Origin of the sequence: Pseudopontixanthobacter vadosimaris (assembly GCF_012979275.1) — a bacterium.
GTDB lineage: Bacteria > Pseudomonadota > Alphaproteobacteria > Sphingomonadales > Sphingomonadaceae > Pseudopontixanthobacter > Pseudopontixanthobacter vadosimaris.
Window position 1 is genome coordinate 125,935 of the sequence record NZ_JABASZ010000042.1, and the last position, 14,821, is coordinate 140,755.

Here is a 14,821-nt window from a genome sequence, read left to right on the forward strand (position 1 = left end):
GCCACGTGCTGATAGCCGGGTTCGGCACGATGACGCAGGCGATGCTGACCGGCTGGCTGCGCGCTGGCTATGCGCCCGCAAGTTTCACCGTCTACAACCCTCGTGCCAAGCCGGTTCCAGGCGGGGTGAGGATGGTGACCGAATGGCCGGACCGGGCGCCGGATACGATAATCCTGGGGTTCAAACCCCAATTGCTCCCCGAACTGGCCCCTGCGATGCAGTCGCTTGCCGGGCAGGATACGCTTGTGATCTCGATTCTTGGAGGTGTGGGGCTGACGCAGCTTGGCGAAGCCTTTCCCGAAGCCGGCGGCATCGTTCGCTTCATGCCCAATCTCGCGGTGGCGCTCAATCTTTCGCCCATTCTGCTGGCGGGCAGTGTGGACGATCGGATTGCGGCGCGGGTCACCGAACTTGCCGATGCGCTCGGCCATGCGGAATGGATGGCGCAGGAGGCCGGTTACGATGCCGCGACGGCGCTGGCCGGGTCCGGTCCCGCCTTCCTCTACCGTGTCATCGACGGGTTTGCAGAAGCGGGATCGCGGTTGGGGCTGGATGATGAACTGGCGGCGCGTCTGGCGCTCGGCATGGTGCATGGGGCCGCTGTACTTGCCGCCGGAGCGGACAGATCGCCCGCGCAACTGGCCGACGAAGTTGCCAGCCCCAACGGGATGACGAGGCGCGGGCTGGATGTGCTGGACGATTGCGGTGCGCTGGCCGAATTGCTGACCGAAACTCTTCGCGCGGCCCGCGACAGGGGCGCGGAAATGGCAGCGGAGGCTGCGGGCAAAGGTTAATCCGAAATCCGTCCATAGGGGCCGGTTTTGCTTGAATTTCGCGGCAATAATGCCGATATTGCGGACATACCGGCACGACAACAGCCTGCCGGCAATGGAGTAGAGATCGAAATGGCGAATTGGAACGACAATCCGCGCACGCGCACGGGGTTCGGCACGGCCACCGGGACGACCGGTGACGTCACCGGTCGGACCACCTTCGACGCGGGCCTTCGGAAGCACATGCTTTCGATTTACAATTACATGGCATCGGGTGTCCTGCTTACCGGCATCGTGGCGCTGCTGTTCGCACAGTCAGGCATGGCCGCAACCCTGTTCCAGGGCGGCGGGATTCTCAGCTGGATCGTCATGCTGGCACCGCTCGGCTTCGTGATCGCGATGGGCGCCGGTTACAACAAGTTCAGCAAGGCGACGCTGCAGGGCCTGTTCTGGGCCTTCGCGACCGTGATGGGCCTGTCGCTCTCGACGATCTTCCTCGTCTATACGGGTGAATCGATCGCCGCGACGTTCTTCGCCACGGCCGGTGCCTTTGCCGGTCTCAGCCTGTGGGGTTACACCACGAAGAAGGACATTTCGGCCTGGGGCAGCTTCCTGATCATGGGCGTGATCGGCCTGATCATCGCCAGCATCATCAATATCTTCCTGGGTTCGGGGACGCTGGAACTGGCGATCAGCTTTCTTGGCGTGCTGATCTTCGCAGGACTCACCGCCTATGATACGCAGCGTCTCAAGAACGATTACCTGGCGGTGCAGCAGATGACGCTGACCAATCCCGGCGCGGCGCAGGCTGTCAGCACCGGCAAGATGGTCGTGATGGGCGCGCTCAGCCTCTATCTCGACTTCATCAACATGTTCCTGTTCCTGCTGCGGTTCATGGGCAGCCGGGAATAAAGGGCAGCGACCGGCAGGCGATCTGCTGGCCGCCTCGATTCATCGTGCCCGGAGTGCCATTCGTGCATTCCGGGCATTTTCTTTACCATCTTGATTCTGTAGGCTCTTCCCTTCATCGCAGCGCAAGATACGCGCTGCCACGCTGTTCGCAGCGCCGAGGAGGGTTCGCACCAGATGTCCTACAGTCCACCATTGAAGATTCGCTATTTCGCGGTTGCAACGGGAATCATCGCCCTGTCTGCCTGCACGACTTCACCCCCACCGCCGCCGCCGCCTCCTCCGCCGCCGCCGCCCGTCGCGAAGGTTATTCCGCCGCAGCCGGTGCCGCCCGGCAATGCCAGCGCAACGATGCCGATCCCGCAGATCGGCCCTGACGGTACGCGTATGACGGTAAACGCGCATATATCGCCAGCGCAGACTGTCTGGAACCTCCGCTCGGCGCTGAATGTCGCGGCGTTGAATTGCCTCGAGCCGCAATTCGTCGGCATCCTGCCCAATTATACGCAGTTCCTCGACAGCAACGAGAAGGCGCTGGGCACGGCAAACAAGGCGGTCACGTCGGAATTCGTCGATCGTTACGGGCAGAAGCGCCTCGCGCGGGACGAGCAGGATCTGTATATGACCAGGGTCTACAATTACTTTGCGACACCGCCGGCGAAGGACCAGTTCTGCGCCGCTGCCCTGGCGGTCAGCAACGAGGCGCTGATGGTCAATCCTGCGGATCTGCAGAGCTTTGCCGAACGCAGTCTGCCGGTGCTGGAAAGCGTGTTCGAGGACTTCTTCCAGTCCTTCGAACAATACCGCGTCAATCTGGCCGCGTGGAACAGGGAATACGGTCCGCGCCAGCCGGTCTATGCGTCCTATGACGATGCATTCGGTCCTTCCGGGGCCACTCTCGTTGCAGGCGAGGCAGGTGTGGCGAATGGAGCCTACGCACTGCCGGGCACCGTCGATGCTGTGCCTGCGGCCGGGCTGACTACCCCTTCGGCGGGCATGGGGACCAGCGGCAGCGAAGTCGTCGCAGCGCCTTCCACCGGGGTTGCCAGCAATGTCGTCACCCCCGTCGAAGTCGCACCCAGCAACGCCGTGCCTCTCCTGCTGCCAGGTGAGGAAAGGTCAGCTGCGGCGGATCCCTATACACCTGGCACTTATGCGCCGATGCAATATTCCGATGTTTCGGCAGATGCCCCGGCACCGGGACCGAGCTTCGATCTGGATGCGCCATTGCCGGGGCAGGATGGCATCACTCCCCAACAGGAGTTCGGCATGGGCGATGTAGCCAATGATCCTAATGGAACTCTGTCAAGGTGAGCCATATTCTGTTTCGGCATGGCTGATCCACCCGACCGGGAAATTACCCGGAGGGGCAAAGCAGCGTTGCCGAAACAGCAGGCCGAGGGGGCGTGTTGCGAACGGAAAGCGGGGCTTTGACCCTAATTGCCACGCCTCGCAATTCTTCATCTCGTCCAATTGCCGTAATTCGATGGCGATCCGGCCCGGTCCGACCGGCCAATCACTTGCGCTGATGCGCCAATCGCCGGATAAGGCTGCATGCATTTTCTCGATCAGGCCAAGATTTTCATTCGTTCCGGCGCGGGCGGCCCCGGAGGGGTCAGCTTCCGACGTGAGAAATACGTCGAATATGGCGGGCCAGACGGCGGCAATGGCGGCAAGGGCGGCGATATCGTCTTCGAAGCCGTTCAGGGCCTCAATACGCTCATCGACTTCCGCTATTCGCAGCATTTCAAGGCTCCGCGCGGCGGGCACGGCATGGGGCGCGACCGCACGGGCAAGGGCGCGGACAACCTCGTCATAGCCGTGCCGGTGGGGACGCAGATCCTGTCGGAGGACAAGGAGGAGGTTCTCGCCGACTTCACCGAAGTGGGGCAGCGGATCACCTTTCTGGAAGGCGGCATGGGCGGCCGCGGAAATGCGAGCTACAAGACCAGCACCAATCGGGCGCCCCGCCAGCATCAGCCGGGCGAAGCGGCGCAGGAGATGTATGTCTGGCTGCGCCTGAAACTGCTCGCCGATGTTGGCCTGCTGGGCTTGCCGAATGCCGGTAAATCGACCTTCATCAACCAGGTATCGAACGCCGGAGCGAAGGTCGGCCATTATGCCTTCACCACCCTGATTCCCAAACTCGGCGTCGTGCATCACAAGGGCCGTGAATTCGTGCTTGCCGACATCCCGGGCCTGATTGCCGGGGCGGCCGATGGTGCAGGCATCGGTGACCGGTTCCTCGGCCATATCGAACGGTGCCGCGTCCTGATCCATCTGGTCGATATCTCGGGCGACGATCCTGCCGCCGCCATGCAGACGGTGGAAGAAGAACTGGCGAATTACGGCGCGGGGCTGGCGGACAAGCCGAAGCTCGTCGCGCTCAACAAGACCGATCTGGCCGATGCCGAACTGGCGGAAGGTTTCGCAGCCGAACTGCTGGCTGCCGGTGCGGAGCGAGTCTTTGCCGTGTCGGGGGCAACCGGCGAGGGAGTGGATGCCCTGCTCGATGCCGTGCTTTCCTATCTGCCGGATCGCACATCGACAGAAACCAGGGGTATCGAAACCGAGGATGAGGCGGATCTGCCGGAATGGTCGCCGCTCTGACATATTGTTCCCCTGCAAACTCCATCCATCAGCAGACAAACCGATGAATTCTCCGTCACTTGCTGGCTTGCTCGATTCGGTGCAGACGTCGCTGCTCGTCATCAAGATCGGTTCCTCCCTGATCGTCGGGAAAGAGGGCGCAGCGCGGAAGAACTGGATGGACGTGCTCGCAGGCGAAGTGGCGGATCAGCGCCGCACCGGACAGCGGATCGTCATCGTCAGTTCGGGGGCGATCGCCCTCGGCGCCGCCCGGCTGAACCTGCCGCACGGGGGCAGGGCGAACCTGGCCGATGCGCAGGCAGCGGCGGCGGTCGGGCAGATTGCACTGGCGGGGCTCTGGTCGGATGCGCTGGCGCGGCACGGTCTGACGGCGGCGCAGTTGCTGCTGACGCTGGACGATCTGGAAGACCGGCGCCGCTATCTGAACGCCTCCGCCACCTTGCAGCGCCTGCTGGATGCAGGCGCGGTGCCGGTGGTGAACGAAAATGACAGTGTGGCGACCGGTGAAATCCGCTTTGGCGACAATGACCGTCTGGCGGCCCGGATCGCGCAGGCGGCAGGGGCCGGCGGTGTGCTGCTGATGTCGGATGTGGACGGGTTGTACACCGGCCATCCGCATGACGAAGGAGCCGAACTGGTACCTGTCGTAACCGCCGTGAACGGAGCAATTCACGCCATGGCCGGCGGCGCGGATGTGGCAGGTGTGGGCACGGGAGGCATGGCGGCAAAAGTCGCCGCTGCGGAAATAGCAGGACGTGCCGGGATTACGCTGGCCATCGTGAATGGCACATATGCCGGGCCGCTTGGGCGGCTGGTAATGTCGAAGCGCGGCACCCTCTTCATGCCGTCCGGAAAGGATCGGGGCCGCAAGGCGTGGCTCGGCGGGCGCAAGGCCGACAGGGGCGCGCTGGTCGCAGATGCGGGGTGCATCGCCGCGCTGAGATCGGGGGCCAGTCTGCTGGCGGCGGGCATCGTCGAGGTGGAAGGTGACTTCTCGCGAGGTGATCTGGTGACGATACGGGCAGAGGACGCCGGGTTGATCGGCAGGGGACTCGTCGAATATTCTGCCGATGATTGCCGCAGGATCATGGGCATGCCGCTGGCGCAGCACGAGGCAGCCCTCGGGCACATGCCGCGCTCGACAGTGATGCACCGCGATTCGCTGGTGTTGCTGTGACCGTCGCCGTCACCGGAGGGACGGGGTTCGTCGGCCGTGCCCTGCTCGATGCGCTCGAGCGCGATTTCCTCGAAACACGCGCCTTGGCGCGCAAGGTGCCGGAGATTTCGCGCGAAGGGCAGTCATGGATCAAGGGCGATCTGGCCGATGACGATGCGCTTGCGCGGCTGGCCGGTAATGCGGAAGCCGTCATACATGTCGCCGGGGTAACCAATGCACCCGATGCCGCAGGTTTTCACGCCGGGAATGTCGCCGGTACCATGGCCGTCTGCCGTGCCGCGCAGGCTGCCGGGGTTCCGCGGTTCATCCTCGTATCGTCCCTCTCCGCCCGTGAGCCGGGGCTATCCCGCTACGGCAAGAGCAAGCGGCAGGCGGAACGCATAGTTGCCGCCAGCGGCATGGACTGGACGATCGTACGCCCTCCCGCAGTTTACGGACCGCATGACGGCGAGTTGTTCGAACTGTTCCGCAGCGCGAAATGGGGCGTCGTGCCAATGCCTCCGGCAGGCCGCACATCGCTGATCCATGTGCGCGACCTGGCCGATCTCCTGGTCGCGCTGATCCCGCAGGATGACCGCACCAGCCACCGCATTTTCGAACCTGATGACGGCAAGGTCGGCGGCTGGACGCATCGGGAACTGGGCGAAGCCATCGGGCGGGCGGTGGGACGCAGGGTCTGGACACCGGCACTGCCTGCAGCAGTGCTGCGCGGCGGCGCCCGCATCGATGGCATGCTGCGGGGCGGCGGCGCCAGACTGACGGCGGACCGGGTCGGCTACATGATCCACCCCGATTGGGTCGCCTCGCCGGATGCGGCCGTGCCGAAGGACATATGGCAGCCGCGCATCGGCGGGACGGCGGGGCTTCAGGGAACGGCGGATTGGTACCGCAGGGAAGGCTGGCTCTAGCGGCTTTCAGAAATAGGGCTGGTTCGTCTCGTCCGGCCGCTCGTCGCTGCCAGGGGCGGCATCCGCTGCATCCTGCGGCGCCCCGGCATCGCCCCCGGGCGCGTGAATGCCGCATTCCACCTTGTCCCAGCCTTTCCAGCGACCTGATCGCGGATCTTCGCCCGGTGCGACCCGATTGGTGCAGGGCGCGCAGCCGATGGAGGGGTAACCTGCGGCGACGAGCGGATGGCGCGGCAGATCATGCGCCTGCATCCAGTTCTGTATATCGGCGGGTGTCCAGTCGATCAGCGGGTTGATCTTCAACCGGCCCTCGGCATCGGAATGATCGACTTCGAAGCGGGGCAGGGTGGCGCGGGTGGCGGACTGGAATGCCTTGCGCCCCGTCAGCGTCGCATCGAAGCCGGCAAGGCCGCGCGCCAGCGGCGCCCCCTTGCGAATATCGCAGCAGCCGTCCGGGTCGTAGGACCAGCGCAAGCCGTTCTCGTCCCTGTCTGCCAGCAGTTCCGGATCCGGCAGCAGATTGCGAAGGCCGGTCAGGCCGAGGCGGCTTACCAAGGTATCACGATAGGCAAGCGTCTCGGCAAAATGCTTGCCCGTCTCCAGAAACAGGACCGGCACCGCAGGATCGATCCGCGCCACGATATCGAGCAGAACTGCGCTTTCGGCGCCGAAACTGGACACGACCGCCACGTCGCCCGCCAATCCGTCTTTCAGAACGGCGGCGAGCATCTCATGCGTATCTGCACCCCGGAACATCCGGTTCAGGCGAATGGCATCGGCATCGGTGAAGCGCGGACCGGTGTCGATCCGGTCCACCTGCCGCACGGGTGAGGACGCGCCGGACCTCGGACGGGGATCGGCTTCAGCCATCGTGGTCGCCTGCACCCTTTCCGTGGCGCAGCGCCCAGATCGGCACCGCGCTGTCGGCGGCCTGCTGATAGGCATGGGGGAAGCGGCCAAGCGCCGCATCCACATCATCGGCATTCAATGGTTCGCCGGGTTCGAACGCATCGAAGCCGCAGCGGCGCATATAGGCGATCTGGTCCACCAGCACGTCGCCCACGGCGCGCAGTTCACCTGCGTATCCTGCCTCGCGCAGGATACGTGCCGCCGAATAACCGCGCCCGTCGCCGAAGCTGGGGAAGTTCACCTCCACCAGCGCGACGCGTTCCAGATGCGGCAGAAGGTCGCGGGTATCGTCGCCGGGTTCGATGCGTACGGCGGTCGCGTTGCCTTGTCCGAGGAAGGCATCGACCGTTACGGCAGGATCGCCCACCGGATCGTCGTCGCGAAAACGCAGGAACGGCCTTGCCTCGGGGCCGCGCCCTTCCGCTTCCGATTGCGTGACGGCGGAATGCTCAACCATACAGCGCCTCCTTGAAAGGGGCCATGCCGATGCGGCGATAGGTGTCGAGGAAGCGCTCCCCATCCGCCCGGTTGGCCAGATAGACGTCGGTGGCGGTTTCCACCGCATCGACGATGCCGTCCTCGTCGAAACCCGGCCCGGTGATCTTGGCGAGCGACGTATCGTCCGCCTCGCTGCCGCCGAGCAGAAGCTGGTAGTTCTCGACGCCTTTCCGATCGACGCCGAGGATGCCGATATGGCCGGCATGATGATGCCCGCAGGCATTGATGCAGCCGGAAATCTTCAGCTTCAATTCGCCCAATGTATCGCCCTTGCCATTGGCGGCGAAGCGCTGCGAGATCTTCTGCGCCACCGGGATCGACCTTGCATTGGCGAGGCTGCAGTAATCGAGGCCGGGGCAGGCGATGATATCGTCGATCTGGTCGAGATTGGGCGTGGCGAGGCCCGCTTCGTCCAGCCTGCTCCACAGCGCATGCAGATCGGCCTTGCGCACATGGGGCAGGACGATGTTCTGCGTGTGCATGACCCGGCATTCGTCGAAGCTGTATTGCGTCGCCAGATCCGCCATCAGGCGCATCTGCGCGGACGTGGCATCACCCGGAATACCGCCGACCGGCTTCAGGCTGACGATGGCGCTGACATAGCCGGGCTGCTTGTGCGGGTGCGTGTTGCGGTCGGCCCACAATGCGAATTCCGGATCGGAACGGTCGAGTTCCGCTTCTGCAAGGTCCTCGAAACCCGGATCGCCGAAAAATTCGCGTAGCCGTTCCAGTTCGGCGAAGGGCGGTTCGATGTCCTGCGCGAGCAGGTGCTCGAACTCCGCTTCGACCTGGCGGCGGTATTCATCCGCGCCAAGTTCGTGGATCAGGATCTTGATCCGCGCCTTGAACTTGTTGTCGCGCCGGCCGTGGCGATTGTAAACGCGCAGGCATGCCTCGGCATAGGTAATCAGCTGATCCAGCGGCACGAATTCGCGGATCAGCGGCGCGATCATCGGGGTACGGCCCATGCCGCCGCCAACGTAGAAAGCCGCGCCAAGCTCGCCTTCATTGTTGCGGACGAGATTGATGCCGATATCGTGCAGCTTCATCGCGGCCCGGTCGGTGGGACTGGCGATCACCGCGATCTTGAACTTGCGCGGAAGATAGCTGAATTCGGGGTGGAAGCTGGACCACTGCCGCAGCAATTCGGCATAGGGGCGCGGATCGCAGACCTCGTCAGCAGCAGCCCCTGCGAAATGGTCCGAACTGATGTTGCGAATGCAATTGCCGCTGGTCTGGATGGCATGCATTTCGCGCGAGGCGAGATCGGCCAGGATGTCGCCCGCATCCTCCAGCCTGATCCAGTTGTACTGGACGTTCTGCCGGGTGGTGAAATGGGCATAGCCGCGGTCGTACCTGTCGGCAATGTCGGCCAGGATGTGCATCTGCGCGCCGCTCAAGGTGCCATAAGGGATGGCGACGCGCAGCATATAGGCATGCAATTGCAGATACAGGCCGTTCATCAGGCGAAGCGGCTTGAACTGGTCTTCGCTCAGCCGACCGTCGAGCCGGCGCTGGCACTGGTCGCGGAACTCCGCGACACGCGCATCGACCATGGCCTGGTCACAATGGTCATAACGATACATCAGATTACCTCGTGGACGGCATTTGCGTCGCCGGGTTTCAGAGTGAGGTCGGGGCGCACCGTTGGGCCAAGGCCGCGTATCCGGTCCTTGATGTGGGCGGGGCGCACGGTACCATCGGGGCCGATCTCCGCCTTGATGGCATAGGGCACGTTCACGCGCCGCGCCGCTTCCTCGCGCGCGGCGATGGCGTCGGCTTCCTCGCCCACATCCACGGCATCGGCCACATCGCGCGACCATTCGCTGCCAGCCCACCAGGTGACCGCCCCGCTGGCGAGATCGTTTCCGGTCAGAATGATCATCGAGCCGCCTCTTCGTGAGCCGCCTCGAGGGCCAGCGCGTTGATCTCGGCGTCACCGCGCGCCGTCACCTCGCCAATGACGATCAGGGCCGGGCTGACGACAGAATGATCGGTGACGAGCGAGGGAAGGCCCGCAAGCGGCCCGCGCAACACGCGCATGTTCCTGCGGGCGCCATTCTCGATGACGGCAACCGGCATATCCGGCGCAAGCCCGTCCGCCATCAGCTTTTCGGCGATCTGCGGCGCGGTCTTCACGCCCATGTAGATGACCAGCGTGCGGCCCTTGCCGGCAAGACCTGCCCAATCCTGCTCCGCCAGACCCTTGCACTGGCCCGCGACGAAGCTGACGATGCTGGAGGCATCGCGGTGCGTCAATGCGATCTGCGCCGCTGCGGCCGCGCCGTTGGCCGCACTGATTCCGGGGATGATCTCCACGCCGATGCCGGCCTCTCGGCAGGCTTCGGCTTCCTCGCCGCCGCGCCCGAAGATGAAAGGATCGCCGCCTTTCAGGCGAACGACATCGCGCCCGGCCCGTGCCTCACGCACCATCAACGCGTTGATATCCTGCTGGGGAACGCTGTGATGCGACCGGCGCTTGGCGACCGAGACCAGCCGGGCATCGGGCCGCGCCAGCGCCAGTATGGCAGGATCGACCAGACCGTCATGGACGATGAGGCGAGCCTCCATAACCAGCCGCGCCGCGCGTACGGTCAGCAGGTCGGCATCGCCAGGGCCTGCGCCCACGAGATAGACAGTGCCATCTCCGCAACCGGCGCTGCGGTCATCATTACGCGGCGGCGTGGCGGAAAGATCGTCGAATTCATGCATGATGCGAAAATGGCCGCGCTGGGCGAGGCCCGCCAGCGAGAATGCATTCTCGCCCGGACAGTTTTCTTTGGCAGGTAAGGCTTAGGCCTTGCCGCCACCCATACCGGCATCGGTGCCGGCCTCGCCTGCATCCTTGCCCATCCGCTGCGATATGGCGGCGATCAACTGGTCGAACTGTTCGTTGCCGCGCAGGTTCAGGTCGCGCTGGGGGAAGGGGATCTCGATCCCGTCACGCTGGAACAGGTGCCAGAGGTTCTTCAGCACCTCGGATTTGACATTGCCGACCCCGTCTTCCGGGTCGCGAATCCAGCAGTGGATGGTGAAATCCACGCTGCTGTCGCCGAATTTCTGCAGCCAGACCGTCGGCGGCGGGGTTTCCAGCACCCGGCGGCAGCTTTTCGCGGCTTCGAGCATCAGCTTTTCCGCCTGATCGATATCGCAGCCATAGGATATGCCGACCGGGATCTGCATCCGCACGTTCTTCGACGAATAGGACCAGTTCTCGACCTGGTTGACCATCAGATTTTCGTTCGGAATCAGATATTCCCGTTCGTCCCTGGTGGTGATCGAAACCGCACGGATGCCGATCTTCTGGATCTGCCCGAAGGTTTCGTTGCCGGCAATGTCGGCGACCGCGATGACATCGCCCGGCTTGATCGATTTGTCCATCAGCAGGATGATCCCCGCGATCAGATTGCCGAAGGTCTTCTGCAGGCCGAAACCGATGGCGAGGCCGAAGGCACCGGAAAAGATCGCGAAGGCGGTGAGATCGACGCCGAGCAGGTCGATCCCGACGAGAATCGCGATGGCCCAGACACCGACACTGATCAGCTTCTCCGACAGCAGGCGCTGCGACGGGTCCAGCCTGGTGATCCGCGCCAGCAGGCCGTGCGCCAGCTTGCTGAACAGCCACGCAGCGACGATGATCGCCATGAAGACCAGAAGGACGACGACCGCATCCCACAGGGAAACGCGCGTTTCGCCGAGCGTGAGCGCCGCCGCGTCCAGCGTTTCGATCAGGCCGGCGGCGGTTTCGTTCTGGGCGGAAACCACCTCGCGCAGCCCCTCCGCCGCACCGACCGGCTCCTCGACCGGCGCATTGATGTTTTCCGGCAGGAGCGGCAGATTCGTGCCTTCCAGCATCGGCGGCGGCTGGACGGCAAGGACAGCCTCCGTCGCCGCGGCCTCGGGCGAGGGCAAGGGGCTGGCGATCTCGGCGGGAGTCATATGCGCACCATGGCGGCAAGAGCCTGTTCCAGATCGGCGATCAGATCGCCTGCGTCCTCAAGCCCGACCGACAGGCGGACGCCCAGCCCCTTCGGCGCATCCACGCCGCCTGGCGGCCATGCGCCGGCGGAGCAGATCGGGGCAGGGTCGAAGGGGATGGCGAGGCTCTCGAACCCGCCCCAGCTGTAACCGATACCGAACAGTTCCAGCGCGTCGATGAAGCGGCTTCGCATGGCATCGTCGGCACCTTTGAGCACGAAACTGAACAGGCCGCAGCCGCCGGTGAAGTCGCGCTTCCAGATGTCGTGACCGGGTGCGCCGGGGAGCATCGGGCAGAGAACCTGCGCCACTTCCGCGCGCCCCTGCAACCATTCCGCAATGGCGAGGGCACTTGCGGTTTCCCGCTCCAGCCGGACGGCCATGGTTCGCAATCCGCGCAGCGCCAGCGCCGCATCATCGGGAGAGACGACGTGACCCAATGCCTGCGCGGTGCGTCGCAAGCTGCGGTAATGGCGTTCGCCGGCAGTGGCGCTGCCCATCATCAGGTCGGAATGGCCGCCGACATGCTTGCTCAGCGACATGATCGATATGTCGCACCCATGGTCCAGCGCCGCAAAGCCCAGCGGACCTGCCCATGTATTGTCGATGCAGCTGATGGCGCCCTTGTCACGGGCGATGGCCGTCATGGCCGGGATATCCTGCACCTCCATCGTCAGGCTGCCATGGCATTCCAGCATGACGGCCTTCGTGCGTTCGCAGAAAGCGGAGCCATACGCATCCAGATCGCAGGGAGCGAAGAAGCGGCTCTCGACGCCGAAGCGCCTGAGAATGCCGGTCGCCATGTTGCGGGTCGGTTCATAGGCATTGTCGGTCACCAGCAGGACATCGCCCGGGGAAAGCACCGCCATCAGCGCCCCGGCAAGGGCAGCGGTGCCGCTGGGGTAGAGCATCGTGCCATGTGCGCCGCGCTCGAGGCTCGTCAGCGCGTCGGCCAGCGCCCATTGGGTCGGCGCGCCGCGCCTGCCATAGAAGAATGCGCCGTCCGCATTGCTGCGCTGTCCTGCGCGCAGGGCGGCGACGTCGGTATATAGATGCGTGCTCGCGCGCCAGACCGGCGGATTGACGACCGCGCCGGTCCACTCCTCGCGCCGGCCGGCTTCCACAAGGCGGGTGCCGCTGCCGGGCTGCTGGCGGCGGTGCGGGTTCGCCGGGTCGGTATCGGTGCCGTCCGTCGCTGCCATGTCAGGCGGCGGCTCCGGTTTCCTTCGGGGTAGAAGGGTCGGCGCCCCATTCGCTCCAGCTGCCGTCATACAGGGCAGCATCGTCCTTGCCCGCCAGATGCATGGCGAATAGCAGCACCGATGCCGTTACCCCGCTGCCGCAACTCGCCACGACAGGTCGGTCGAGGTCGATGCCCGCAGCGCCGAACAAGCGGCGCAACTGCGCCGGATCGCGATAGGTGCCATCGTCGTGCAGCACCTTGGTAAATGGCAAATTGCGCGCGCCGGGAATGTGCCCGCCGGCAAGCCCGTGAACCTTGTCCTGGATCGCGCCGGTGAAGCGCCCTTCATCCCGCGCATCGACCATCTGTTCGGTGCCGGTGCCGATATTCGCATGAACATCCGCCTTGTCACGTACGAGGGTGTCGTCCTGCTCCACGGTCAGATTCGTGGCGGCAGGACTGGGTGCGCCCTTCGAGATCGGGCGTCCTTCCGCTCTCCATTTTGCAAATCCGCCATCGAGAATGGCGACATTCTTCAGCCCCGCACGGCGCAGCATGAACCAGGCCCGCGCCGAGGTTCGCAGCGCGCTGTCGTCGTAAAGAACGATGCGGCTGTCCTCCGCCACGCCCAGCGCGCGCAGCCGGTCCTGCATCTGGTCGCTGCGCGGCAGGGCGGCGGGTACGGTGGATTGCGTATCGGTCAGGCTGGACAGGCCAAGGAACCGCGCCCCCGGAATATGTCCGGCGGTAAATTCCGCCTCGGGGTCGCGCTCCGCCGCCGGCAGATGCAGCGATGCATCGAGGAGAACAAGGTCGGCGGCACCGGACTGATCGGCCAGCCATGTCGTGGTTACGAGAGAAAGCATGTCTTCCGATCTAGCCGTGCCGCGCGCCCGCGTCGAGTGCCCGCTTCGAATGCCTTGGGCCGGAATGGGGGCCGCTCAGGTCAGGCGAGCAATCGCGCTCCCGCCGCGCCGAAAGCCTGCAGCCGGTCGCCCAGCGGGAAGGGCCGAAGCCGCCCGCCCGCCTCGCCCTGCAATCCGACCACCCAGTTGCGGGTTTGCTGATCCAGCGAAGGCCCGCCGATCCTCAGGCGCAGCAGCGGTACCAGAACCGGGGCGGAACCCTGACTGATGGAGGTGATATTGGCGACGGGGAGGCGCATTTCGCCCTTGAGTTCAACGCTGTCGCCTGCGGGAACAGCCGGGATCTGGCGCAGATGCGGCAATGTGGTGGCTTCACCGGCAAGCTGCTGTTCCGTCGGCACCTGGCCATGCGCGCAGGCGATATCGCCGGAAAGCTGCAGGCCTTCGATAGCAGCAGCGGTGTTGTTGGTCAGCCGCAAGCGCCAGTTGAAGGTAATTGCCATCATGCTGCGCGATGCGCGGATCTGCTCCACGATCATGTCCAGCGGTTCGTCTGATCGGGTGGGCGAAACAGGCGCGCCATTCGGAGGGGCGGCCGGCAAAGGAACAGCATCCGGGCGAGACGCGGAAGAGGCGGGGCGCTGTTTCGGCTGCGCTGCAGGGGGCAGGGCATCCGGCGCGCTGCCGGATGCCCGTGGCTTTTTCGATCGGAAGAACAGGATCGCTGCAAGAGCAGCGGCTATCGCAAGAATGATGGCCAGCCACCCGAATGTCCCGCTTTCCTCACTATCCGGGTCAGCCGGCAAGTGCTCAGCTGCGGATTGCCGGATCGGAGGCACAGTCGCGGACGCTGCTGCCGCATCTCCCACGCTCGCCGCCTGTTCGGCATCGATTGCAGGGCGCGGATCGGCTTGAGGCGGAATCGACGGCTCCGGCGTTGCCCCGGCTCGCGGCGGAGCGGCACCGGCATCGGCCGATTGCGCGCGCGGGGCGGCGCGCGGAGTTGAGAT

14 protein-coding genes and 1 pseudogene are annotated in these 14,821 nt (G+C 64.8%); 6 read left to right on the forward strand and 9 right to left on the reverse strand.

Annotated elements, in window-relative coordinates:
* The first annotated feature begins 5 nt into the window (after positions 1–5).
* The 6 genes from HG250_RS12130 to HG250_RS12155 all read left to right on the forward strand — a co-directional run bounded on the left by HG250_RS12130 (position 6) and on the right by HG250_RS12155 (position 6,377).
* Complete coding sequence (locus HG250_RS12130; protein WP_338103916.1) at positions 6–794, forward strand: pyrroline-5-carboxylate reductase family protein; 789 nt, start codon at positions 6–8, stop codon at positions 792–794.
* 111 nt (positions 795–905) lie between these two features.
* Complete coding sequence (locus HG250_RS12135; RefSeq protein ID WP_170005617.1) at positions 906–1,685, forward strand: Bax inhibitor-1/YccA family protein; 780 nt, start codon at positions 906–908, stop codon at positions 1,683–1,685.
* A 174-nt stretch (positions 1,686–1,859) separates the two neighbouring features.
* Complete coding sequence (locus tag HG250_RS12140) at positions 1,860–2,996, forward strand: hypothetical protein (protein WP_170005593.1); 1,137 nt, start codon at positions 1,860–1,862, stop codon at positions 2,994–2,996.
* 240 nt (positions 2,997–3,236) lie between these two features.
* A complete protein-coding gene (gene obgE, locus HG250_RS12145) occupies positions 3,237–4,292 on the forward strand; it encodes a GTPase ObgE (RefSeq protein WP_170005594.1) in 1,056 nt (351 codons plus the stop codon).
* A gap of 43 nt (positions 4,293–4,335) precedes the next feature.
* Positions 4,336–5,469: a glutamate 5-kinase gene (proB, locus tag HG250_RS12150; RefSeq protein ID WP_170005595.1), complete on the forward strand. Its 1,134-nt coding sequence runs from the start codon at positions 4,336–4,338 to the stop codon at positions 5,467–5,469.
* Positions 5,466–6,377, forward strand: a complete 912-nt coding sequence (locus HG250_RS12155; RefSeq protein WP_170005596.1) for an NAD(P)H-binding protein — start codon at positions 5,466–5,468, stop codon at positions 6,375–6,377. Before proB ends, HG250_RS12155 begins: the two co-directional genes overlap by 4 nt.
* 6 nt (positions 6,378–6,383) lie before the next feature.
* Here the strand turns inward: HG250_RS12155 and HG250_RS12160 are convergent, their stop codons facing one another.
* From HG250_RS12160 to HG250_RS12845, 9 genes and pseudogenes are all read right to left on the reverse strand, one after another.
* The gene (locus HG250_RS12160; RefSeq protein ID WP_170005597.1) at positions 6,384–7,247 is read right to left on the reverse strand and encodes a phosphoadenylyl-sulfate reductase; all 864 of its coding nucleotides are present in this window, start codon (positions 7,245–7,247) and stop codon (positions 6,384–6,386) included.
* Complete coding sequence (locus HG250_RS12165) at positions 7,240–7,743, reverse strand: DUF934 domain-containing protein (protein ID WP_170005598.1); 504 nt, start codon at positions 7,741–7,743, stop codon at positions 7,240–7,242. The genes HG250_RS12160 and HG250_RS12165 overlap by 8 nt, the downstream gene beginning before the upstream one ends.
* Positions 7,736–9,370 carry a nitrite/sulfite reductase gene (locus HG250_RS12170; protein ID WP_170005599.1) on the reverse strand — a complete coding sequence of 545 codons (1,635 nt, stop codon included), beginning with the start codon at positions 9,368–9,370 and terminating at the stop codon, positions 7,736–7,738. Before HG250_RS12170 ends, HG250_RS12165 begins: the two co-directional genes overlap by 8 nt.
* Positions 9,370–9,669, reverse strand: coding sequence for a DUF2849 domain-containing protein (locus HG250_RS12175; RefSeq protein ID WP_170005600.1), 300 nt, complete (start codon positions 9,667–9,669; stop codon positions 9,370–9,372). The genes HG250_RS12170 and HG250_RS12175 overlap by 1 nt, the downstream gene beginning before the upstream one ends.
* Entirely contained in the window at positions 9,666–10,496 is an 831-nt protein-coding gene (gene cobA / locus HG250_RS12180; RefSeq protein ID WP_170005601.1) for a uroporphyrinogen-III C-methyltransferase, read from the reverse strand. The genes HG250_RS12175 and cobA overlap by 4 nt, the downstream gene beginning before the upstream one ends.
* A gap of 81 nt (positions 10,497–10,577) precedes the next feature.
* Positions 10,578–11,723, reverse strand: coding sequence for a mechanosensitive ion channel family protein (locus HG250_RS12185; RefSeq protein WP_420821335.1), 1,146 nt, complete (start codon positions 11,721–11,723; stop codon positions 10,578–10,580).
* Positions 11,720–12,964 carry a cystathionine beta-lyase gene (gene metC / locus HG250_RS12190; protein WP_170005602.1) on the reverse strand — a complete coding sequence of 415 codons (1,245 nt, stop codon included), beginning with the start codon at positions 12,962–12,964 and terminating at the stop codon, positions 11,720–11,722. Before metC ends, HG250_RS12185 begins: the two co-directional genes overlap by 4 nt.
* Position 12,965: 1 nt before the next feature.
* Entirely contained in the window at positions 12,966–13,811 is an 846-nt protein-coding gene (locus HG250_RS12195) for a sulfurtransferase (protein ID WP_170005603.1), read from the reverse strand.
* 80 nt (positions 13,812–13,891) lie between these two features.
* A pseudogene (locus tag HG250_RS12845) lies at positions 13,892–14,821 on the reverse strand (hypothetical protein); the annotation flags it as partial.